Annotated in this window: 15 protein-coding genes and 1 pseudogene; 6 read left to right on the top strand and 10 right to left on the bottom strand. The window is 68.1% G+C overall.

The genetic code is table 11. From position 1 onward, the window contains the following. The 5 genes from ABZ070_RS11265 to ABZ070_RS11245 form a co-directional block, all read right to left on the bottom strand. Positions 1-759: a succinate dehydrogenase iron-sulfur subunit gene (locus ABZ070_RS11265; RefSeq protein ID WP_356632325.1), complete on the bottom strand. Its 759-nt coding sequence runs from the start codon at positions 757-759 to the stop codon at positions 1-3. Beyond that, the gene (gene sdhA / locus ABZ070_RS11260; protein WP_356632323.1) at positions 759-2513 is read right to left on the bottom strand and encodes a succinate dehydrogenase flavoprotein subunit; all 1755 of its coding nucleotides are present in this window, start codon (positions 2511-2513) and stop codon (positions 759-761) included. The genes ABZ070_RS11265 and sdhA overlap by 1 nt, the downstream gene beginning before the upstream one ends. 24 nt (positions 2514-2537) lie before the next feature. After that, on the bottom strand, positions 2538-3023 hold the full coding sequence (locus ABZ070_RS11255) for a succinate dehydrogenase hydrophobic membrane anchor subunit (RefSeq protein WP_356632321.1): 486 nt from the start codon (positions 3021-3023) through the stop codon (positions 2538-2540). 8 nt (positions 3024-3031) lie between these two features. Next, the gene (gene sdhC, locus ABZ070_RS11250) at positions 3032-3412 is read right to left on the bottom strand and encodes a succinate dehydrogenase, cytochrome b556 subunit (protein ID WP_356632319.1); all 381 of its coding nucleotides are present in this window, start codon (positions 3410-3412) and stop codon (positions 3032-3034) included. A 215-nt stretch (positions 3413-3627) separates the two neighbouring features. After that, positions 3628-4140, bottom strand: a complete 513-nt coding sequence (locus ABZ070_RS11245) for a 2-oxo-4-hydroxy-4-carboxy-5-ureidoimidazoline decarboxylase (protein ID WP_356632351.1) — start codon at positions 4138-4140, stop codon at positions 3628-3630. 281 nt (positions 4141-4421) lie between these two features. Here ABZ070_RS11245 and ABZ070_RS11240 point away from each other — a divergent pair, with 281 nt between their 5' ends. Both ABZ070_RS11240 and ABZ070_RS11235 read left to right on the top strand, forming a co-directional pair. Beyond that, positions 4422-6023, top strand: coding sequence for a glycoside hydrolase family 20 protein (locus tag ABZ070_RS11240; RefSeq protein WP_356632317.1), 1602 nt, complete (start codon positions 4422-4424; stop codon positions 6021-6023). A gap of 273 nt (positions 6024-6296) precedes the next feature. Continuing rightward, positions 6297-6857 (top strand): hypothetical protein, encoded by a 561-nt coding sequence (locus ABZ070_RS11235; RefSeq protein ID WP_356632315.1) that lies wholly within the window; start codon positions 6297-6299, stop codon positions 6855-6857. A gap of 89 nt (positions 6858-6946) precedes the next feature. Here the strand turns inward: ABZ070_RS11235 and ABZ070_RS11230 are convergent, their stop codons facing one another. Both ABZ070_RS11230 and ABZ070_RS11225 read right to left on the bottom strand, forming a co-directional pair. Then, positions 6947-8548: an N-acetylmuramoyl-L-alanine amidase gene (locus tag ABZ070_RS11230; protein WP_356632313.1), complete on the bottom strand. Its 1602-nt coding sequence runs from the start codon at positions 8546-8548 to the stop codon at positions 6947-6949. A 24-nt stretch (positions 8549-8572) separates the two neighbouring features. After that, positions 8573-9229, bottom strand: coding sequence for an MmpS family transport accessory protein (locus tag ABZ070_RS11225; protein ID WP_356632311.1), 657 nt, complete (start codon positions 9227-9229; stop codon positions 8573-8575). A gap of 1255 nt (positions 9230-10484) precedes the next feature. Between ABZ070_RS11225 and ABZ070_RS11220 the strand changes: the two genes are divergently transcribed. Both ABZ070_RS11220 and ABZ070_RS11215 read left to right on the top strand, forming a co-directional pair. Next, a complete protein-coding gene (locus ABZ070_RS11220; protein WP_356632349.1) occupies positions 10485-18176 on the top strand; it encodes a DNRLRE domain-containing protein in 7692 nt (2563 codons plus the stop codon). A gap of 47 nt (positions 18177-18223) precedes the next feature. Next, the gene (locus ABZ070_RS11215; protein ID WP_356632309.1) at positions 18224-18700 is read left to right on the top strand and encodes a hypothetical protein; all 477 of its coding nucleotides are present in this window, start codon (positions 18224-18226) and stop codon (positions 18698-18700) included. Between the two features lie 212 nt (positions 18701-18912). Here the strand turns inward: ABZ070_RS11215 and lepB are convergent, their stop codons facing one another. Continuing rightward, on the bottom strand, positions 18913-19581 hold the full coding sequence (gene lepB / locus ABZ070_RS11210) for a signal peptidase I (protein ID WP_356632307.1): 669 nt from the start codon (positions 19579-19581) through the stop codon (positions 18913-18915). Positions 19582-19709: 128 nt separating this feature from the next. Here lepB and ABZ070_RS11205 point away from each other — a divergent pair. Continuing rightward, positions 19710-19910 (top strand): annotated as a pseudogene (locus ABZ070_RS11205) (ATP-binding protein); the annotation flags it as partial. A 12-nt stretch (positions 19911-19922) separates the two neighbouring features. Here ABZ070_RS11205 and ABZ070_RS11200 read toward each other — a convergent pair. Then, the gene (locus ABZ070_RS11200) at positions 19923-20648 is read right to left on the bottom strand and encodes a hypothetical protein (protein WP_356632305.1); all 726 of its coding nucleotides are present in this window, start codon (positions 20646-20648) and stop codon (positions 19923-19925) included. 174 nt (positions 20649-20822) lie between these two features. On the opposite strand from ABZ070_RS11200, the gene ABZ070_RS11195 reads away from it, so the two are divergent. After that, complete coding sequence (locus ABZ070_RS11195; RefSeq protein ID WP_356632303.1) at positions 20823-21707, top strand: hypothetical protein; 885 nt, start codon at positions 20823-20825, stop codon at positions 21705-21707. A gap of 89 nt (positions 21708-21796) precedes the next feature. Here ABZ070_RS11195 and ABZ070_RS11190 read toward each other — a convergent pair whose 3' ends face one another. Continuing rightward, positions 21797-21949: a hypothetical protein gene (locus ABZ070_RS11190; protein ID WP_356632301.1), complete on the bottom strand. Its 153-nt coding sequence runs from the start codon at positions 21947-21949 to the stop codon at positions 21797-21799. Between the last annotated feature and the right edge of the window lie 210 nt (positions 21950-22159).

Genomic DNA, 22159 nt, shown 5'->3' with positions numbered 1-22159 from the left:
TCAGAAGCGGCGCGTGATCAGCGCACGCTTCACTTCCTGGATCGCCTTGGTGACCTCGATACCGCGCGGGCAGGCGTCCGTGCAGTTGAACGTGGTGCGGCAACGCCACACGCCGTCCTTGTCGTTGAGGATCTCCAGCCGCTGCTCCCCGGCCTCGTCACGCGAGTCGAAGATGAAGCGGTGCGCGTTGACGATCGCCGCCGGGCCGAAGTACTGGCCGTCGTTCCAGAACACCGGGCACGAGGAGGTGCACGCGGCGCACAGGATGCACTTGGTGGTGTCGTCGAAGCGCTCGCGGTCCTCGGCGCTCTGCAGACGCTCGCGCGTAGGCTCGTTGCCCTTGGTGACGAGGAACGGCATCACGTCGCGGTAGGCCTGGAAGAACGGCTCCATGTCGACCACGAGGTCCTTGAGGACCGTCAGGCCCTTTATGGCCTCGACCGTGATCGGCTTCTCCGGGTTGATGTCCTTGATCAGCGTCTTGCAGGCGAGCCTGTTCTTGCCGTTGATCCGCATCGCGTCGGAGCCGCAGATGCCGTGCGCGCACGAGCGGCGGAAGGTGAGCGAGCCGTCGACGTCCCACTTGATCTTGTGAAGGGCGTCGAGGACGCGCTCCTTGGGATCGATCTCGATCTGGAAGTCCTCCCAGACCGCGTGCTCCGACACCTCGGGGTTGTAGCGCCGGATCCGGAAGGTGGCGGTGATGTACGGCGAGTCGGCGAAGCCGGTTGCCTGCTTCTCCAGGGTCGGGGTAGCCATCAGTACTTACGCTCCATCGGCTGGTAGCGGGTCTGGACGACCGGCTTGTAGTCGAGACGGACGGTCTCGGAGCCGTCGTCGCCGACCTCGCGGTACGCCATGGTGTGGCGCATGAAGTTGACGTCGTCGCGGTTCGGGAAGTCCTCGCGGTAGTGACCGCCGCGGGACTCCTTGCGGGCCAGTGCGGAGACGGCCATGACCTCGGCCAGGTCGAGCAGGTTGCCCAGCTCGATGGCTTCCAGCAGGTCCGTGTTGAACCGCTTGCCCTTGTCCTGGACGGACACGTTGAGGTAGCGCTCGCGGAGCTCGGCGATCTTCTCGACCGCGGTCTTGATCGTCTGCTCGGTGCGGAACACCATCACGTTGGCGTCCATCGTCTCCTGCAGCTCCTTGCGGAGCACGGAGACCCGCTCGGAACCGGTGGAGCTCAGCAGCCGCTCGACCTGCTCGGCGACGAACGCCGCGGGGTTCTCCGGCAGCTCGACGTAGTCGGACTTCGCCGAGTACTCGGCGGCGGCGATACCGGCGCGCTTGCCGAAGACGTTGATGTCGAGCAGCGAGTTGGTGCCGAGGCGGTTGGCGCCGTGCACCGACACGCACGCGACCTCACCGGCGGCGTACAGACCCGGCACGACGGTGGTGTTGTCGCGCAGGACCTCACCCTCGACGTTGGTCGGGATGCCGCCCATGGCGTAGTGCGCGGTGGGCTGGATCGGGATCGGGTCCGTGTAGGGCTCGATGCCGAGGTAGGTCCGCGCGAACTCGGTGATGTCCGGGAGCTTGGCGTCGAGCTGCTCCGGCGGAAGGTGGGTGAGGTCCAGGTAGACGTGGTCGCCCTCGGGACCGCAGCCGCGGCCCTCGCGGATCTCCGTGTAGATGGAGCGCGAGACGACGTCGCGGGAGGCGAGGTCCTTCATGACCGGCGCGTACTTCTCCATGAAGCGCTCGCCGTCCTTGTTGCGGAGGATGCCGCCCTCACCGCGGGCGCCCTCCGTCAGCAGGATGCCCATGCGCCAGATGCCCGTCGGGTGGAACTGGAAGAACTCCATGTCCTCCAGCGGCAGACCGCGCCGGTAGCAGGCGGCCTGGCCGTCACCGGTCAGGGTGTGCGCGTTGGAGGTCACCTTGAAGAACTTGCCGGTGCCGCCGGACGCGTAGATCACGGCCTTCGCCTGGAAGACGTGGATCTCACCGGTGGCCAGCTCGTAGGCGACCACACCGGCCGACTTCTTGACGCCGTCGACCTCGGTGATCAGCTGGTCCAGGACGTAGAACTCGTTGAAGAACTCCACGCCCTCCTTGACGCAGTTCTGGTACAGCGTCTGGAGGATCATGTGCCCGGTGCGGTCCGCGGCGTAGCAGGACCGGCGGACCGGGGCCTCGCCGTGGTTGCGGGAGTGGCCGCCGAAGCGGCGCTGGTCGATGGTGCCGTCCGGGGTCCGGTTGAACGGCAGACCCATCTTCTCCAGGTCGAGGACGGCGTCGATGGCCTCCTTCGCCAGGATCTCGGCGGCGTCCTGGTCGACCAGGTAGTCACCGCCCTTGACCGTGTCGAAGGTGTGCCACTCCCAGTTGTCCTCCTCCACGTTGGCGAGCGCGGCGGCCATGCCGCCCTGCGCGGCGCCCGTGTGGGAGCGGGTGGGGTAGAGCTTCGTCAGCACGGCGGTGCGGCTGAGCTTCGTCGCCTCGATGGCGGCGCGCATGCCGGCGCCGCCGGCGCCGACGATGACGGTGTCGTACTTGTGGATCTTCATGAGTGGATTACCTCAGCCCCGTGCCTAGCGGATGTTCGGGTCGAAGGTGAAGATCACCAGCGTGCCCAGAAGGATGGTGAACACCGTGGCGGTGTACAGCAGGCCCTTGAGCCACAGGCGCGTGTTCGGACGCTCCGCGTAGTCGTTGATGACGGTGCGGAGGCCGTTGGCGCCGTGCAGCATGGCAAGCCACAGCATCAGCAGGTCCCAGGTCTGCCAGAACGGGGACGCCCAGCGGCCGGCCACGAAGGCGAAGCCGATCTTGGAGACGCCGCCGTCGAGCACCAGCTGGATCAGCAGGTGACCGATGACCAGGACGACAAGAATCACACCGGACAGGCGCATGAACAGCCATGCGGCCATCTCGAAGTTGCCCCGGGTCGAGCGCGGGGTCTTCTTGGTGCGCTTGCGCGGGGCCTCGATGTACGGGGCGGGATTGTCCGTATCGAATCGGCGCAGACGTGCGTCGTCCTCGACGGGACCGATCGCGGAAGTGGTGTCAGCGGACATTTCTGGCCTCAGCTCCCGAAGACGTCGCGGACGGCGTGGCCGAGCACGGGGTAAAGGGCGCCCACCATCAGCACGAACCAGATGGCCATGACGGACCAGAGCATCTGCTTCTGGTAGCGCGGGCCCTTGGACCAGAAGTCCACGGCGATGACGCGGAGGCCGTTGAGCGCGTGGAAGAGAATCGCGGCCACCAGGCCGTATTCGAGGAGCGCGACGATCGGCGTCTTGTAGGTGGCGACCACCTCGTCGTAGGCCTCGGGGGAGACGCGGACGAGAGCGGTGTCCAGCACGTGTACGAACAGGAAGAAGAAGATGAGGACGCCGGTGACTCGGTGAGCCACCCAGGACCACATTCCTTCCCGGCCGCGGTACAGCGTTCCAGCCGGCACGGAAGAACCCTCCGGGAGCGGGGATTGGGGCCATGCCGGCTTGTGGGTGTCGGTCTGGCCCGGCCGGGTACGGTCCACCGGCCCTGGCCATCGTAGCGACGTGATGTCGGTTCGTTCGCCCGGGGTCCGCCGGTGTGATCAAACAGGCAATCAAACAGCCTCGGACGGGCTAAGCCGCGCCCGGCCGGTCCGGCGGGACGGGGGCGTGGCGGGAGCTACGTGGTGGCCCTGGCGACGTCGGTTTCCGGATGGTTGGCCACTGCATGGGCCAGTCGGGAGCGTGCGAGGGCGCGCAGCTCCTCGGCGGAGACGGCTCGCTCCTCGTCGGGCTCGTGGGACAGCCTGCTCCGGATGCCGGCCAGCACCTGGTCGAGATACTCGTCGGGCCGGTATCCGTCGAGGCTGATCACGAACGCGTGTCCGAACCGGCTCTCGTAGGCCGCGTGCGCGGCGGCGAGCGCTGTGAGGGCCGCCTGCGGGGCGTTCGGGGGCAGTCCGGTGGACGATTCGCCGGCCAGGGCCTCGTGCACCTCGGTGGGGGTGAGGTCGTATCCGGCCTCGTCGCAGGCCGCGAGGAGGGCCTCGACATCGGGGTAGGGGCGGTGTGAGACCACCCGCCGGGCCCAGCCCCGGCTGCCGCAGCAGGCGAGGATGATCGCTTCCGCGGTTTCGGCCGGTGCGCTGTTGAAATGCTCGAGCCCCGACTCCGCGCGACGCTGGAACGGTATGGGTGCGGGAGCAGGAGCAGGAGCGCTCCGCGTGTGGTGGAGTGTCGGCGGTCGCTTCGGGAGGCCGGCGGTGGGATCGCTGGACAGCGGGGACTCCTCGAACGGGACAGCGGGGCGGTAGGGAAGGGAGGTAAGGGTGTGTCGTAAAGCTAGCGATGTGGACGCAGAGCTGTCCGACGGATGCGCGATTTTCACCCGGACGGGAGAGTTTGATCTTACGTAATGGACAAAGAAGGGGGCGCTTCTACCGGGTTTCACCGCTTATCGGAGGTATCAGGACCATGTGGCTCTCTCGAAAGGCCCGCCTCACCGGTGTGATGGCCGCCTCGGCCGCCGTCTTCTCGATGACGCTCGCGGGCTGCTCCGACGAAGGGCCCGGCAGCACCCCGCCGGAGCGGGTCGCTCCGACCGAGGCCGCCGCCGCGCCGACTCCGACACGCAGCTACGCACTCTCCGAGGCGCCCGCCACCATCCCCTCCGTACGAAGCCACCAGGCCGCCCGTGGCCCGGGCTGGAGCCGTACGGCCGACAGTGGGGTCGTCGTGGCCAAGGGCAGTGAAGCGCTCTCCGACGAGGGCCGGCTGCTCGCCCAGGAGCTCAAGCTCACCTATCGCGGAGCCGTCCCCGCCCGCGCGGGTGACGTGGAGCTGGCACTCGCCGGTGACGGCGCCGCCGAGTCGTACACCCTCACCACAGGCGGCGGCCGGGTGAAGATCACCGGCCCCGACGAGGCGGGTGTCTTCTACGGAACCCGCACGTTGAAGCAGTCCGTGCGCTCCGGCGGGTCGATGCCGGAAGGCGTCGTACGGGACCGGCCGGACCGCCCCCAGCGGGGACTGAACCTCGACATCGCGCGCAAGTACTTCACCCCCGAGTGGATAGAGGACCGGCTCCATGAGATGGCCGACCTCAAGCTCAACCAGCTCGGCCTGCACTTCTCCGACGACCAGGCCTTCCGCATCGAGTCGGACTCGCACCCGCAAATCGTCTCCGACCCGCACCTCACCAAGGACCAGGTCCGCCGGATCCTGGCGCTCGCCGACCGTCTCCACATCACGGTCGTCGGCGAGATCGACTCACCCGGACACCTGGGCGCGGTCATGCGGGCGTACCCCCAGCTCCAGCTGCGCAACACCCAGGGTGTGCCGCGTCAGGGCGCCATCGACATCTCCAAGCCGGAGTCCGCGCGCATCGTCGACGACCTGCTGCGCGAGTACACGGCCCTGTTCCCCGGCAAGTGGTTCCACGTCGGGGCCGACGAGTACCAGGCCCTCACGGTGAGCAACCCGTCGGCCTCCTATCCGCAGCTCGCCCAGGCCGCCCGCGAGAAGTACGGCGCCGACGCCACGATCCAGGATCTGGCCGAGGGCTGGCTGAACGACCGCGCCGCGGTCGTCCGTGATGCCAGGAAGACACCCAAGGCGTGGAACGACGGGTTCTTCAGCGGGGGAGTGGTCAACGCCGACAAGGACATCGAGGTCGAGTACTGGACCGGCAAGGAGATCGGTGCCCGCCCGCCGGAGGAGTACCTGGCCGAGGGCCGGCCGGTGGTGAACCTCAATGACGAGTTCCTCTACTACGTGCTCGGCGAGCCCAACCAGTTCACCTACCCGACGGGCCGCCGTATCTACGAGCAGTGGACCCCGCTGGTGCTGCGCGGCACGACGGCGGTGCCGCAGAAGTACTCGGACCAGATCCTCGGCGGCCGCTTCGCCGTCTGGTGCGACCTGGCGAACTCCCAGACCCAGGAACAGGTCGCGGCCGGCATCCAGCGTCCGCTTCAGGCGACGGCGCAGAAACTGTGGGACCCGCGGCAGCCGTCGCGCAGCTGGCAGTCGTTCGAGCAGCTGGCTGAGAAGGTCACGGGTACGGGCACTTCCTGACCTGCCGCAACTCGCTGGACGGTGGCCGTCACGTGGGCGTATGTTCCGCGGACGGCCGCCGTGCGTGCGGCCGCCTTTCCATGTCGGGCCGCTGGGGGGCGGTGCCGATTTCTGTCTCTGTCCGGGGGTTGTCCGCCATGCCCTGTCCCCGATGCCAGGGAAGGCCGGGAGCCGACGGTAACGTTCTGGCCACGGAGTGACGCATTTGAGCCATCCGACGCAGTAGGGACAGGTACAAGGGCAAGTACTTCGTCCGCGACGGAAGGCGTCCGTATGACCTCCAAGAGCCTGACGGAACTCATCGCACACGCGGATGAGCGTGGGCTGGCAGCGAGTGGGCTCGCGTGCCTCGACCGCTGCATGCCGCTGCTCGCGGCGGAGGACGACACGCTGCGGCCGCTCTGGGCGGGGCTGGCCGGCGGCGAGGAGGAGTGGTCCGGGCAGCTGGCCGCGGCCCGGCAGGCCATGGAGGACACGACGCTCGAGGACGAAGACGCGGCCCTGGTACGCCGGATGCTCGGCGCCGCTCCTTCCGACTGGGCCACCGCGTCCCTGCGCGAGTGGGCCGAGGGGTGCTCCGTCGCCGCGCTCGAGGTGCACCGCCGTTTCGACGTGGGCGACTGCGCCGCCGAGACCCTCGCGCGCTGCCGCGAGGGGCAGACCGAGGGCGTCGGCCCGCTGGTCGCGGGGGAGTTGCGGCGCCAGGCCCAGATCCTCGAGATCCTCGCGGAGCCCCCGGGCGGCAACGGCCTGCGGCACGCACTCGAGGTATCGACCGAGGGACGTCGCGTGCTGCGCGCCGCGGTCTCACGCCGGGCCCGCGTCACGGGCTGACACGGGCGCCACGGCCGCCTCGAAGCGTGGCACGGGCGCGCCGGCGGTCACTTCCCGCCCCGTGCGGGAAGTGACCTGGCACGGGCGGATCAGCGCGCGTACACCGAGGCGCCCGCCGTCCGGCGGATCTCCGGCAGCGCCGAGTAGAGCGTCGCGCCCGGGCAGAGCGTGGCGAAACCGTCGCGGTGGCCGGAGACCGTGTACAGCTCGGCCGCCTGCCCCTTCTTCCAGACTCCGGTGTCGGCCGCCGCGGTGAGCGTCACCCTGGCCTCCGGGTCGACGCCGTGCAGGCCGAGCTTCCACGCGGCGACGTCGGCGACGGCCTGCTTGGCCGCGGCCGTCGGCGTACCGCCGTTCTCGTAGTCACCGAGGACGGAGATGCCGGACGAGTAGCCGTTGAAGCCGTAGGTGTGGGCGCCCTGAACGGGCTTCTCGACACCGCCCGCACGGCCCTCGAACACCGTCCCGCACTTGTCGACGAAGAAGTTGTAGCCGATGTCGTTCCAGCCGTTCGTCTTCACGTGGTAGGTGAGGATGCCGCGGATGATGGCGGGCGACTCGGCGCAGACGTAGTCGTTCGTCCCGGCCGTGTGGTGGACGAAGACCGCGTCGACCTTGCTCAGGTACGTCGGCGGATCCGCCACGAGCGACTCGTCGGCGCCCCAGCCGGCCCGGCCGACGATCGGCGGGACGGCCGGAGTCGTGGGAGCCGCGCTCTCGCTGGGCGCCGGCGCGCTGCTCGGGTCCGACGGCGTGGGTGACGGTTCGGGGGACACCGAGGGAGGCTCCGAGGGTTCCGCGCTCGCGGTCGGCTCGGCCGGGTCCTCGCTGGGGGAGGGATCGGCCGACGGTTCGGCGGACGGCTCCGGCGGCGTCGAGCCGCTCGGCTCCGCGGTGGTCGGGTCCGTGCTCGGCTCCGGCACGGGCGGGGCGCTGGACTCGGGCGGCGGGCTCGAGGCAGGCGGCGCCTGGGTCGGCGACGTGGAGGTCCCGCCACCGGAACCGTCCGTCGGGCTCGCCGCGGGAGCGCTCGGAGCGGCGGTGACCGGGGGTGCCGAGGGCGAGGGCCGCGTCGTCTGCGACGGCGCGGGTTTGCGCGCCGTGGTGCGCTGCGGCTGCACCACGCCCCGGCTCGGTTTCACGCCCGCCGTCCCGTCCTTGGCCGTCACGCCGGGGTCGATCATGTCGAGCCGCAGCGCCTTGGGCACGGCGGTCTCCTCGCCGCCGGCCACGACCCGTGCTTCGACGGCGTCCGAGGGGCCGACCCATATCGGCTCAGAGGCGCCGCGCACTCCGGAGGCGTCGCCTTCGCCCGACTCCGGTGCGCGGATGCCGAATTCGAGGTCCCGCCAGTCGGACCAGGTGCCGCCCTCGGTACCGCGGGTGCGGATCTGCGCGGTGCCTTCGAAGTCGTCGGCGCTGTCCTCCCAGGAGACACCCACCAGCGAGAACAACTGCGTCTCGGTACGCGGGAGATCGCGCTTCTTCGGGTCCTTGCCGTCCAGCGCCAGCACATGGGCCTGCGCGGGACGGGTGCTGTCATCGGCGCCGGCTCCCTCGGAGCCGCCCGTGACGGCCACGGCCGTCACGCCGGTGCCTCCCAGGACGACGGCTCCCGTCACCAGCCATGTCGTGCGTCGTGCTTTCAATGTCCTGCCCGCCCGCCCACCGCGGGTTGTTCTCGGACTCATGCCCATCCCTCGTCATACAACTGATCACTGGTCTGCCGCGGGCAGCTCGCCCGCGCAGGTGGCGCGCCCGAACTCGCCCATGGCGGTGGCGCGTTGTACGTGGTTGCCGCGAATGGCCAGGGTGCAGGCGGCCTGGCCGCCTTTCCCGTCGAGGACTATCGCGACGATCGGGGCCTTGCCGACGGGAACCTGGACGGTCTTCCTCCAGGGCAGCGTGGCGCCCTGCACGATTGTGGCGGTGCCCGCCTCGCTTCGGGCGAGATACGAGATGTCGACAGTGCCTTCGCCCGTGACCTCGTACGTCACTTCGGCCGTCGGTACGGCGCGCGGCTGCGGCTTCTCCTCGGTGTCGAGGACGCCGTAACCGACGAGGCCGCCGCAGGCGAGCAGCAGGGCGGCGGCGATGGCGACACCCGCGCGGGCTCCCGTGCTCTTTTCCTTGCTCCCGTCGACCGGCTCGATGTCTTCCGTTTCCGCGCCCCTGGTCTCCCCGGTCACCTCGGTTTCCCCGGTCACCTCGGTTTCCCCGGTCACCTCGGTTTCCCCGGTCACCTCGGTTTCCCCGGTCACCTCGGTTTCCGGCTCCGCGCTTTCCGTGGATTCCTTAGATGACATGAGCGTGCCCGGCTTTCGGTGAGTCGGCAGGAGTCGAACCGGGCGGTTATACACCACGCGGAACATGCGGCGCGAGTGACCGGACGAAAGGGGCGAACGGGCCGCACTTCCGGGGGTCGATTGCCCCTAATGTCCGGGGGGTTGACGGGGCGTCACTCCAGTGATCCATAATCCGCTGCCGCGCCCGTGAGCTGGGCTTTCGACTGCTCGCGATGAGGTGGCACAGCAATGCTCCAGCCGGGCGTAAACCTACGCTCCGGCTCGTTCGGCGTGCCCATTTCGCGTTCGGCGGAGTCGGCCGCCGACCCCGAAAGGTATTGACGTGAAAGTTCCGTACAGGAGATATCTCTCCTGTCTGGTGGTCGCGGCGGTGGCGGGCACGCTACTGCCGCAGGTCGCCTATGCGGCCCCGCCGTCCGAGCCCGAAAAAGACGACGGAAAAGGCGTTGTCGACACCATTGCGGGCTGGTTCTCCGACGACGAGGACAATAAGGAGGCGAAGCCTCCGGTCGGCGGCAAGCTCGAGATACCGAGCCGCCAGAAGCTGCCGAAGGGCGAGAAGCTCCCCCCGGCGGAGCGCGTCAAGGAGCTGACCGACCGGCGTACGCCGCAGGCGCGGTTCTGGCAGATGTCGGACGGGCGGGTGGAGGCGGAGCTGTCGGCGTCGCCCGTGTCGTACCGGTCGGGTTCGTCGTGGAAGCCGATCGACACGACGGTCAGGGCGACGAAGGACAAGGGCTTCGACTTCGCCAACACGTCCAACACCGGCCGCAGCTGGTTCGGTTCCGATCCCTCGAAGCTGCTGCGCTTCGAGACGGAGGACGGCCAGGCGGTCACCCTCGGCCTCGAGGGCGCGGCCGACGGTGTGGCGCCGTCCGCCAAGGGCGACACGGTCACCTACAAGGGCCTGGCCGCCGGCGCGGACCTGTCGTACCAGGTGGGCGCGGGCCGGGTGAAGGAGAACATCACCCTCGCCGAGGCGCCGAAGGCCCCGGTGAAGTTCGTCTTCACGCTGGACGCGGGCGAGTTGGAGCCGAAGGAGCGGGGCGACGGCTCGATCGCGCTGTTCGGTGAGGACCCGGCGAACCCGGCGCTGGTGATTCCGCCGGCGTTCATGACGGACGCCAAGGCGGACAAGGCCTCGCCGTACGGCAACGCTTACAGCACGAAGGTGTCCCAGAAGCTCAGCCGCGACGGCAAGCAGTGGCGGCTGACCGTCACGCCGGACGCGAAGTGGCTGGCGGCGCCGGAGCGGCAGTACCCGGTGGTGATCGACCCGACGATCACGATCGCGCCGTCGCCGACGACGTCGCAGGACGTGATGGTCCGCTCGGACCAGCCGACGGCGAACTTCAACAGCACGTGGGACCTGTCGGCCGGCAAGACCAGCAGCACGGGCATCGCCCGTTCGCTGATCAAGTTCCCGCTGGACGAGATCCCGGCCGGTTCGAAGATCGACACTGCGCAGCTGTCGATGTACTTCGACCAGGTCCACACCTCCGGTTCGACCAACGTCGACGTGGAGGTCCGCCGGGCGACCGGTGCGTGGGACGAGGCCACGGCGACGTGGAACAACACCAGTTCGCTGGCGGGTGAGCAGTCGGCGACCACCGTCCTGATGGACGACGGTGACACCGGGACGGCGGCGGTCGGCGAGTGGCCGCGGGTGACCGGCACCGGCTACAGCAGCGACTACGCGTACAACAAGAACACCGCGACCGGTGAGTCGTACACCTGGCAGCCGATGGTCCCCGAGGCGGCGGACTACAAGGTCGAGGTGCACACCCCGGTGCAGGCGGACGGCGCGACGGCCGCCCCGTACACGGTGACCTCGGCCGAGCCGGCGGCGAACTTCACGGTGAACCAGGCCACCGGCACCACCGGTTGGCGCCAGCTCGGCTCGTCGCAGATCGACTTCGCCAAGGGCAACACCGGCAAGATCACTCTCGGTGACACCGGTGACTCCACGAAGCGGACCATTGCGGACGGCGTCCGGCTGGTGAATCCGGCGCAGATCCGCAAGGACGTCGGCGAGTACAACGACTGGCACAACTTCCGGGTCGGCGACACGGTCCAGAAGTGGGTCTCCGGCACGGCCGCCAATCACGGTTTTGTCGTCAAGGCCGTCGACGAGACCTCGACCGCGCCGCTCGGCGGTCCGCAGTACGAGGCCGGGGACTACGACTACGGCGGCGAGACGTCCACCATCCCGCGCCTGACGGTCACCTTCGGCAAGGTCGGCACCTCGCTGAACTCGCCGACCGTCGTGCACGGCACCGGTCCGGAACTGTCCTGGGCGGCGTACAAGAACACCACCGGTGACACGGACCTGGACATCGCGGAGTACCAGCTGCACCGCTCCACGCAGCAGGTGTTCACGCCCTCGGCCGCGACGCTGGTCGCCCCGATCGCCAAGACGGCGACCACCTACACGGACACGACCGCGGTCCCGACCCCGGACTCCAGCAGCGCGGAGATCGGCAAGTCGTACTACTACCAGATCGCGGTCAAGACGGCCGACGGCCAGGTGCTGGGCTCCCCGACCCGTGTCGTGGGCGTCCCCAAGGCCGGCCGCACCATGCGGCTCATCCAGGCCGGCGCCGGTGTCACCGACACCACGCTGTCCTCACTGAAGCCGACCACGAACCTGAACACCATCGAGCAGGGAACCGTCGGCCAGGACTGGCTGACGGTCGGCAACAACTCGGGCACCTACGGCAAGACCCGTTCGGTGATCAAGTGGCCCACCACCACGATCCCCAGCACGGCCACGGTGCTCGAGAGCCGGGTCTTCCTGTGGTCAACGCTCACCGAGCGCACCACCACGGCCAAGGCCCAGTACAACCTGCACGGACTGACCCGGGACTTCAACGAGACCCAGGCCACCTGGAACAACGCCAACTCCACCACCGCGTGGACCACGGCGGGCGGCGACCACTCCTCGGTCGTCTCCGACTACGTGCCGGCCTTCAACACCGACCTCGGCCGCCACTGGTGGGACGCCACGTCCCTCACCCAGGGCTGGGTCAAGACGCCCACCAGCAACAAGGGCGCCCTGATCAAGCTGAAGGACGAGTCGACGGCCGGCCCGCAGGAACGCTCCATCTTCCTGTCCGCGGCAGCCCCCGACCCGCAGCTGCGTCCCCTGCTGCGCGTGATCTATGTCGACTCCACGACGGAGGACACGTACTACGCACCGCAGACCCCGTCCCGGATGACCCCGAACACCACGTACACGGTGGAGTTCACGGTCACCAACACCACGTCCTCCGCGTGGGCGGCGGGCGAGCGGGAGCTCTCCTACACCTGGAAGCTCCCCGACGGCACGGACGCCACCACGGGCGGCAACCAGCTCGAGACGCCGATTCCGGCCCTGCTGCCGGGCAAGTCGGCCACGATCCAGGCCAAGGTCGCCACCCCGATCAACTCGGACTCCGGCAACAAGCGCAACGAGTACGTGCTCGGCTGGGACGTCCGCAAGATCGCCGACGGGACCTGGCTGTCCGCGGGCACGGGCGGCATTCCCTCGCTGAAGCAGAACGTGGCGGTGGAGGACCCGACTTCCAACACGCTGGGCCTGGAGAAGTTCTACTCGTACACGGGGAAGAACACCGGTGCCGGGTCGTCGGTGATGAACAACCTGGCGTCCGGTAACAGCGTGTGGTCCTACAACGCGTTCAACAACCCCGGTCGCGGCCTGAACACGTTCGCCCGGTTCGCCTACAACTCGCAGGACACCTCCGACACGGTCGCCGGTCACGGCTGGTCGTTCCAGGCCGCAGGGCCGATCCGGCTCGGCGCGCCGCTGGACTTCCACCCGAACCCGAACCCGACGGAGATCCGTCTTCCGGACGGCGACGGCACCACGCACGTCTTCCGCTGGGACGCGACCAACAACGTGTGGAAGGCTCCTGCGGGCGTCCACTACAAGGTCACGATGAAGTCCGGTCTGGACTGCAAGCCGACCAAGGACCCGGTCCCGGACGCCTGGACGCTGACGCGTCCGGACGGGACGCGGTTCCTGTTCGGATGCGACGGCTACATGACGTCGGCTGTCGACAAGAACGGCAACACGCAGACGTTCACGTACGAGGAGCGCAAGTCCAACAACAAGCCGACCAAGTTCCTCAAGTACATCACCGACCCGGCCGGCCGCCAGTCGCTCACCGTCGACTACTGGACCAAGGGCCAGTCCGGCTACCAGTACGTCAATGACTCGGGCGTGCTGACCACTGACCCGGGCAGCCTGAACAACTCCAAGATCTACGACCACGTGAAGTCCATGACGGACATCTCGGGCCGGAAGATCGAGTTCTACTACACCACCAAGGGCCTTCTCGGGCAGATCACCAACGGTGTCGGCTCCAGCCAGCCCAAGGTGTTCAAGTTCACCTACGACGCCACCCAGGGGAACAAGAACGTCAAGCTGGTCAAGGCCACCGACCCCCGCGGCAACGGTACGTCGATGGCGTACTACGCGCCGCAGGCGGGCGACGACCCGAAGTACCACTGGTGGACCAAGACGATCACCGACCGTCTGCAGGGGGCCACGGGCTTTACCTACGCCGTGAACGCCGCGAACCCCAAGTTCACCGACACCAAGGTCACCGACGCCGAGTCGAACACGACGGCCTATGTGACGGACGACTTCCTGCGTCCGGTGCAGACGACCAACGCCAAGTCCCATACCGCGAAGATGGCGTGGGACGCGGACAACAACGTCACGTACATCGAGGAGGACAACGGGGCCAAGACTGCCTACTGTTACGACCAGAAGACCGGCTACCCGCTGTGGATGCGTGACGCGGAGAACAACAGGGCGGGAGTGCCGCCGGCCACCGACTGCGCTCCGGGCACGTATCCGGCGAACTCGGTCAGGTACGCGTACCAGACACGTCTGGACGGTTACTCGGCCGACCTGTTCACCAAGACCTCCCCGGAGGGCCGCAAATACCAGTTCGGCTACGACTCGTTCGGCAACCTGAAGTCGGTCACCGACCCCAAGGGCCTGGCCACGACGACGGCGGACGACTACACGACGAAGTACGAGTACGACGCCTACGGCCAGCTGACAAAGGCGATCGACGCCAACGGCAACCCGACGACCAACAGCGACTTCGGTCCCACGGGCTACCCGAAGACGATCACGGACGCGCTGAACAAGTCCACGACATTCGTGTACGACGAGCGCGGCCAGGTCACCGAGGTCACCGACGCGCTGGGCAAGAAGACCACGCAGACGTACGACACGTTCGGCCGTCCACTGGAAAGCACCGTCCCGAAGGACCAGAACGCGGGCGTTCTGATCACCACCCCGGCCCCCGAGTACGACGCCAACGACAACGTCACCAAGGCGATGGCGCCCAACGGGGCAGTCTCCACGGCGGTCTACGACGCGGTCGACCAGCTCACCTCGGCAACCGCGCCGAAGGACTCCGACACCGCTCCTGAGCGCAGGTCGACGTACACCTACGACAAGGTCGGCAATCTCAAGACGACGACCGAGCCGAAGGGCGTGCTGACCACGTCGGATCTCACCGACTACGTCACCACCAGCCACTACGACGCGATCCACCAGCTCACATCGGTGGTCAACTCCGATGGCGACAAGGTCAGCTACGAGTACGACAACGTCGGCAACACCACCAAGGTCATCGACCCCAAGAAGAACGCCACGGCGGACACGACCGACTACACCACCCTGACCGCCTACGACCTGAACCACCGGGTCACGACGGTCACGGACGCCGCCGGCAAGTCCAGCTCGCGCACTTACGACAAGGACTCCCTGGTCATCCAGACCAAGGATGCCGACAACAACATCACCTACACCGACTACGACGAGCGCGGCCTGCGCAAGGAGACCCGGGTCCCGTACTCCGGCACCACCTTCCGCACCACGCGTTTCGAGTACGACCAGGCCGGCAACACCCTCAAGGTCATCACGCCCCGGGGTGTCGCCACGGCAGCCGCGGACGACTTCACCTCGCGTACCGAGTACGACGCGCTGAACCGTCCGGTCAAGCAGTTCCAGCCCTATGACCCCGCCGACGCCCGCTACAACAGCCCGAACGTCTACACCCAGACCGTGTACGACGAGATCGGACGGGTGAAGAAGACCTCGGCGCCGCCGTCGGAGGGCCAGACGGTCCGCAACGAGACGGTCTTCGAGTACTTCGACAACGGCTGGGTGAAGCAGTCCACCGACCCGTGGGACATCACCACCAGCTACGACTACACCGAGCTCGGGCTGCAGAAGGCCCGCACGCTCACGTCCGCGGGCGGCTCCTCGGACCGCACCATGACGTGGTCGTACTACCCCGACGGCAAGCTGAAGTCGAAGGCGGACGACGGCGTGCCGGTGGGCAAGTCGGTCGTGCTCGTCGACAACTCCGACACGCAGCACACCTCCTACACCGGCACCTGGACCAAGGGTGACATCACCGGGCAGGCGGGCTACGACCACCGCACCCATGCGGCCGGCACGGGCACCGATGCCTTCACCTGGACGCTGAACATCCCCAAGGACGGCACCTACACGGCATACGTGAAGTACCCGAAGGTGACGGGGGCCGCGACCACCGCGAAGTACACACTGTCCCAGGGCGTCACCACGCATCCGTCGGTGACGAAGGACCAGAATGCCGCGACGGGCACCTGGGTCAGCCTCGGTTCCTACAGTCTCAAGCAGGGCAACGACGCCAAGCTGAAGCTGGATCAGAACAGCGGCGGCGCCGTGGTGGCCGACGGCGTCAAGCTGGTGCGGGACACGACGGGTGAGACGGACTCGGAGAAGAAGTCCTTCGCCTACGCCTACGACGCCAACGGCAACCTGACCTCGATCGACGACACCTCTTCGGGTGCCGAGGTCGACGCCTACACGATCGCCTACACCGGGCTCAACCAGGTGGACAAGGTCACCGAGGCACTCGCGGGACAGGAGAAGAAGGCCACGGCGTACACCTACACCGCCAACGGCCAGCCGGACACGGTCACGCACCCGAACCAGTTCTCCAAGTACACCTACGACCTGCGCGAGCTGGTCAAGACCGTCTCGGTCGGCAAGTCCGCCACGGACGCCGCCCCGAAGGTCACCGAGTACACCTACACCGACCGCGGCCAGACGCTGAAGGAGACCAAGAACAACAAGAACACGGTCGACTACACCTACTACCTCAACGGCGCGGTCAAGTCGACGACCGAGAAGAAGCCCAACGGCACCCTCGTCTCCAGCCACACCTACACCTACGACGCCAACGGCAACAAGGCGCAGGACGTGGCGAAGAAGATGAACGCCGACAACAACGCGGCCTATCTCGACGCCACCACCGACTACACCTACGACCCGGTCGACCGGCTCACCAAGTCGGTCAAGACGGGCAACGGGGCAGGTACGGAGACGTACGTCCACGACGACAACGCCAACGTCATCAGCCAGACGGTCCAGGACGTGGACACCACGTTCACCTACGACCGCAACCGCCTGCTGTCGTCCACCGCGTCGGGCACGACGTTCTCGTACAACTACGACCCCTTCGGCCGGCAGGAGTCCGTGACCGCGGGCGGCAAGGTCGTCTCGCGCAACGTCTACGACGGCTTCGACCACGTGGTCGAGTCGCAGAAGCAGGACGACAGCGGCACGCTGAAGTCCACCACGTTCACGTTCGACCCGCTCGACCGCACCGCCTCCAAGACGTCGGACGGCAAGACGACCGACTTCAGCTACCTCGGCCTGTCCGGCGAGGTCCTTGGCGAAGAGGTCGCCGGCGAGCTGACCAAGTCGTTCCAGTACAGCCCGTGGGGCCAGCGCCTGTCCCAGGTCAAGCACAACACCGACGGCACCAGCGAGGACGGCTACTACGGCTACAACTCGCACACCGACGTCGAGACCCTGACCGACAAGGACGGCAACACCAAGGCCACCTACGGCTACACCGCCTACGGGTCCGACGACGAGTCGGAGTTCACCGGCATCGACAAGCCCGACACGGCCGATCCCACCAAGGAGGCGTACAACCCCTACCGCTACAACGCCAAGCGCTGGGACGCCCAGTCCGGCACTTACGACATGGGCTTCCGCGACTACGACCCGGGCCTGAACCGCTTCCTTACCCGGGACATGTACAACGGCGCCTTGGCCGACATGGGTCTCGGCACCGACCCGTTCACCGGCAACCGCTACGCCTTCACCGGCGGCAACCCCGTCAGCTTCATAGAGATCGACGGTCACTTCTTCGGATGCGACGTGTGCGAGACGGTGATCGACAAGGCCGTCGACACCGTGAAGGACGAGGCCGCGGACGCGACGAGCGGCGGTTGGAAGGGCTTCCTCAAGTGGGGCTTCAAGACCGCCGGCAAGAGGAACCTCGTCAGTGCGGGGGTCAGCGGTGTGTCCGCCCTGGCGGGTGTCGAAAGCCCCACCGACGCCGCCATCGACTGGGCCGCGGACGCGATCTTCGGTGAGGAGGAGACGACCTGGGTCGAGATCGACCGGGGCGCGGACCGTCCGCCGCTTCTGCCCGACACAGGCTCCGGCGGTGCGTGCGACAAGACGCCGAAGGAGCAGCGGTTCACCTACCATCCGATGGAGAATGGTACGGCCAGCGGTGCCACTGCGCTGATCTGCCCTTCGGACCTCAAGGGTGCCAACAGCCGGACACCGCGCCCGCGCGGCATGGCGGACCCGCCCGGCTGGAAGAGCGAGCGGGACGGCGGGGCCTGGAAGTACCACCGCACCCACATCCTCGGTGACCGCTTCGGTGGTGAATGGCGTGCCGACAATGTCTTCACGGGCTTCCGGGAAATGAATGACCCCGGAATGAAGCGCTGTGAGAACCGGATGGCATCCGCCCTGGCTGCTCAACAGCCCGTCCTGTACCATGCGCAACTGCAGTACGGAAACGGGAGAAGTAATCTCCCGACCAGCATCACAATGACGGCGACGACACCAAATGGTGTGCTTTTCCAAGGTGTTGTGGTGCACAATCGAGCGGGAGCGCAGGTGACCTGTTGAGTCTGTCACATCTGGAGCGAACGCTGCCCGGACTCCTCGAGCACCGGGTGCCCGTTCGCAGAAACATCGACTGGGCGCGGATCGAGCGTGGTCTCGGCACTCGGCTGCCCAGTGATTTCGTCGAGCTGTCAGAGGCCTACGCACCTCTCATCATCGACGACTTCCTCGCCTTGCACATGCCGGTGCCGGGCGAGGAGGACAAGTTCGTCTCGGTGGCGCAGGGAATTCTCGAAAACCTTGCGAGCCTGCGGGAATCGGACATGTCTCACGGGCATGTTCCCTTTCCGGAAAAGGGTGGACTCATTCCGTGGGGAGACTCCAACGAGGGCGACATGCTCTACTGGCGCACTCGTGGGGACAATCCCGAGGAATGGACTGTCGTGGTGAGCGGAGCGTGGGACGACTGGCCGGCGTTTCCCGGGTCGTTGACCGAGTATCTCGCCGGGCTCATCTCCGGAACCGTTCCGGCGGAAGGGCTTCCGCAAGGCTTCCCGGGTCCTGACCCGGTCATCACGACCGACTGATCAGTAGAAGCCGACTTCTCGGCATGAAGGTGACGGCCCGCCAGTTCGCACTGGCGGGCCGTCGTCATCACCGCTCCGGGCAATGACTCACAAGCCGTCGGGAGCGTCGCAGAACCTGAAGCAGTCTCCCCCACTGCGAATCGCCAGGGGACTCGGATATCAGGAGGAAGGTTCGCCATGGACCTTGCATACGTCTCGGCGACAGACCGTACTCAGGCTGTCGGCCACGGTGGCACAGCCTCGACCGGTCGCCGGTCGCGGCGCCCGGCCACGTACCCCCCGATCCCCAGGCCCGTCCCGACCATGGCCATCACGATCCCGAGGATGCCCAGCGCCGCTGCCACCACCGGCACGGTGGAATCGTTCTGTACGCGCCCGTGCACCCCGGATGCCGCGACGCTGCCCGACTGCTCGCTGAGGAAGAAGCGCGAGTCGTTCGAGTTCGCCCGGTGGTCGCCCAGAAGGAACAGCCGCCCGTCGGGCACTGTCACGTCGTAGTCCCCGGTTCCCGGATTCACTTCGCCGCGCATCACATACGGTTCGTCGACCGGCTTCCCGTTCACCGTGATCCGGCCCCCGTCGCAGCACACCACGTGATCGCCGCCGAGCCCGATGACCCGCTGGAGGACCGGCCTGCCCTGATACCGGTCGGGCACATCGACGAGCACGACGTCGCCCCTGCGTATCCCGCCCGCGTCCGTCCGCTCGATGAGCAGCCGCTCGCCGGGACGGTACGTGGGCGCCATCGCCTCGCTCATGACGGTGGCGCCTTCGTAGCTCGTCCCTGCGTAACCGATGCCGCCCAGCATCAGTACCAGTCCGAGTGGTACCAGTACCCAGGCCGCGACTCTCAGGCCGCTTCCAGCTCTCCGCTGCCGCATGAACGCCCTTCCCTCGAGCCGCCCGACGGCCGGGCGGGCCAGCAGAGGCTAACCGCCCCCGGCGTGACGGTTCTCGGTGGCCCGGGGCCGGAGCGGAGGTCGGCGCCGAGGGGTGCGTCACGCGAGCGCCCGTGACGGTCGGGGTGTCGTGCGGCAGCGGCCGTACGCGACTGGAGGTCACCGACCCCGACCCGCGTGCCCTGCCCGTCCTGTGCGGGACGGCCACCGCCGACGACGAGTCGGGCCGGGGCCTCACTCTGCTCGACGCTCCGACCCTGCGGTGGGGCGTGGGGCAGGGGCCCGGCGGCAAGACCGAGTGGTGCGAGCTGGCCGCGTGGCGGTCAGGGAGCGAGCGCGGCGGACACCCGGGCCAGCCGGGCGGGCGGCAGGGCGAAGCGGTTGGCAGGGTTCCGATAGGAGTACGGACCGTCGTTGATCCGGACCCTGTCCCCCGTCGTGGTCCAGGTCGCGGTGCCGGGGGCACCCTGGCCGTCAAGAAGCGCGACGGCGAGACCTTCAACGTCGTCGACGCCGACCAGGGCTCGTAGCGCGGACGTCAGGCGCTCGACCGCGTCGTCGGGCACGTCGTCGTCGCCCAAGGCGGGCAGCAGGAGCAGCAGCCGGGCGTGCGGATCGGTGGTGGACCCGCCCGGCAGGCCGTTGTCCGCCACGGCCGTCAGCTCGGGCCAGGACAGGGCGGGACCCATGAAGTGCCCGTCGTCCACGGCAAGTAGTTCGGCCCGTTCCCAGTCGCAGTGGTGCAGCAGGTAGTCGGTGCCGGCTTCGTCCTCGAACGTGCGGAGGACAACGTGCAGGCGGTGACCCGCGGCGAGCGGGACGGTGAACGCCGGCCAGTCGGCACGCTTGTACAGCGCGGCATGGAAATCGCCGGCGTCGTCGTAGTCCGCGCCGAGCAGCAACTCCTGGGCGTCCTCGCTGCTCTGTGCGCAGGAGGAGAGGTGCCCGAGCCAGAACAGCCGCTCGTCGAGGAGTTCGGGGCGGTGAGTGAGGGGGCCGCCGTCGTAGCCCGGTATCCGGGCGGGGATCGGGTCCGCGCTGTTCGTCACGGGCGACATCATGGCGGGGCCACCCGGGGCCGGTGTCGGCGGCATCCGTTTCAAGCGTGACGGCCTCGAAGCGTGACGGTCTCAAGACCGGATGCCGGGAATGTCCGCCGGGGTGATCAAGGGGCGGGAGCTGTTGTACAGTCCGCGCCCCGTCGTGACGTAAGGAAGCAGCCCATGCGAACCCGCCCCATCCGGAGTGCCGTCGTGCTCGTCCTCCCGCTCGCGCTCACGCTGGCGGCGTGCGGCACGGAGGCGGAGCCGGCCGGGGCCGGGAGGCAGGAGACGCCGTCGTCCCCGTCGCCCGCCTCGTCCGAGCAGGCCGAGGCGCCCGAGACGGCGGAGGACTTCCTCGACCTCGCCGAGAAGGCGATGGCGGAGGAGCAGGCCTGGTCCTTCTCCGTGAAGGGGGAGGAGGGGCTGACCTCCCAAGGGCAGAAGAGCGCCGCGACCTACGAGGGCTCGGTGCAGCGTGCCGTCGGGCGGACGGCGCTGCACTCGCAGGGCGTCAGCACCAGCAGCAAGGGCAAGAAGAGAACCGAGGAGCTCTACGTCGTCGGCGAAGAGGGCCGTCTGAAGGAGGACTCGGCCGAGTGGAAGGCCGTGTCCCCCGCCGATCCGGAGATGCGGAACAAGGCCGACGACCCGATCGCGGTCATCCACGAGTTCCGCATGTACGCGCAGGCCGCAGGCGGTGACGTCAAGGTGACCGAGAAGGACGGCGGCGGCACGGTCGAACTCCGCGTCACGAGCGGCGAGCAGAAGCTGAGCGCCGTCCGGCAGCGCCCATGGGCCGAGAAGGCCGAGCGCGAGTTCGAGCCCACGGCCGAGCAGCTCCGCAAGGCCGGCATCCCGGTGGACGACGCGCGGCTGACCCTCTCCGGGCTCCAGGAGGTGCTGGTCCTGGACGCGAAGACGTACCGGATCAGGAGCCACCGCCTCGACTTCGGCTTCCTGATTCCGTACAACGGGCAGGACATGGCCTTCGAGCAGCAGGTGACCATGGAGAACCAGGGCCCGTACGACGTCAGGATCGAGCTCCCCGCGGACCTGCGCCGCTGAGCAGGCCGCTGCGGGCGGGGGCCCGCGACCGTGTGACGCTCGCCCCCGGCCGCGCGCTCCCGTACCGGGCTCAGTACCAGAACGCTTGATCACCGCGTCGGCATCGCGAAGTCCTTGTTGATGGACTCCGCGAGCCCGGCCTCGTACTCCTCGGCCTGTATCTCCCAGGCGGCCGGCATGAACTTGGTCAGGCTGCTGTGGTCGTCCCCGGCCGCGGACTCCGGTACGGCGCGCAGATGCATGGAGAACGAACGACACGGGTCTCCCCGGGGCCGGGGCGACCGATGTCCGGGCCGCGGAGAAGGAACGGATCGGAAGGGAACGTAGCGCGGGCCACAACAGCGGGCCGCGCTCCCCGAATTACTGGTGCCCGGAATGTCTGTCGCCTGGTTTTCGGCCGGGGAGGCGATGTATAACCGGCCAGCCTTGCGGCGCGGCGACGTGCTGCCGCG

Origin of the sequence: Streptomyces sp. NPDC006283 (assembly GCF_040613325.1) — a bacterium.
Taxonomy (GTDB): domain Bacteria; phylum Actinomycetota; class Actinomycetes; order Streptomycetales; family Streptomycetaceae; genus Streptomyces.
Note: the sequence above shows the minus strand (reverse complement) of the source record. Positions and strands in the feature narration are given on the sequence as shown.

Excerpts from the sequence above, each read along its gene's own strand:
- ABZ070_RS11265 (WP_356632325.1), bottom strand. The coding sequence starts at position 759 with ATGGCTACCCCGACCCTGGAGAAGCAGGCAACCGGCTTCGCCGACTCG.
- sdhA (WP_356632323.1), bottom strand. The coding sequence starts at position 2,513 with ATGAAGATCCACAAGTACGACACCGTCATCGTCGGCGCCGGCGGCGCC.
- ABZ070_RS11255 (WP_356632321.1), bottom strand. The coding sequence starts at position 3,023 with ATGTCCGCTGACACCACTTCCGCGATCGGTCCCGTCGAGGACGACGCA.
- ABZ070_RS11240 (WP_356632317.1), top strand. The coding sequence starts at position 4,422 with ATGTGGCTCTCTCGAAAGGCCCGCCTCACCGGTGTGATGGCCGCCTCG.
- ABZ070_RS11235 (WP_356632315.1), top strand. The coding sequence starts at position 6,297 with ATGACCTCCAAGAGCCTGACGGAACTCATCGCACACGCGGATGAGCGT.
- ABZ070_RS11230 (WP_356632313.1), bottom strand. The coding sequence starts at position 8,548 with ATGAGTCCGAGAACAACCCGCGGTGGGCGGGCGGGCAGGACATTGAAA.
- ABZ070_RS11225 (WP_356632311.1), bottom strand. The coding sequence starts at position 9,229 with ATGTTCCGCGTGGTGTATAACCGCCCGGTTCGACTCCTGCCGACTCAC.
- ABZ070_RS11220 (WP_356632349.1), top strand. The coding sequence starts at position 10,485 with ATGGTCCGCTCGGACCAGCCGACGGCGAACTTCAACAGCACGTGGGAC.
- lepB (WP_356632307.1), bottom strand. The coding sequence starts at position 19,581 with ATGCGGCAGCGGAGAGCTGGAAGCGGCCTGAGAGTCGCGGCCTGGGTA.
- ABZ070_RS11195 (WP_356632303.1), top strand. The coding sequence starts at position 20,823 with ATGCGAACCCGCCCCATCCGGAGTGCCGTCGTGCTCGTCCTCCCGCTC.
- ABZ070_RS11190 (WP_356632301.1), bottom strand. The coding sequence starts at position 21,949 with ATGCATCTGCGCGCCGTACCGGAGTCCGCGGCCGGGGACGACCACAGC.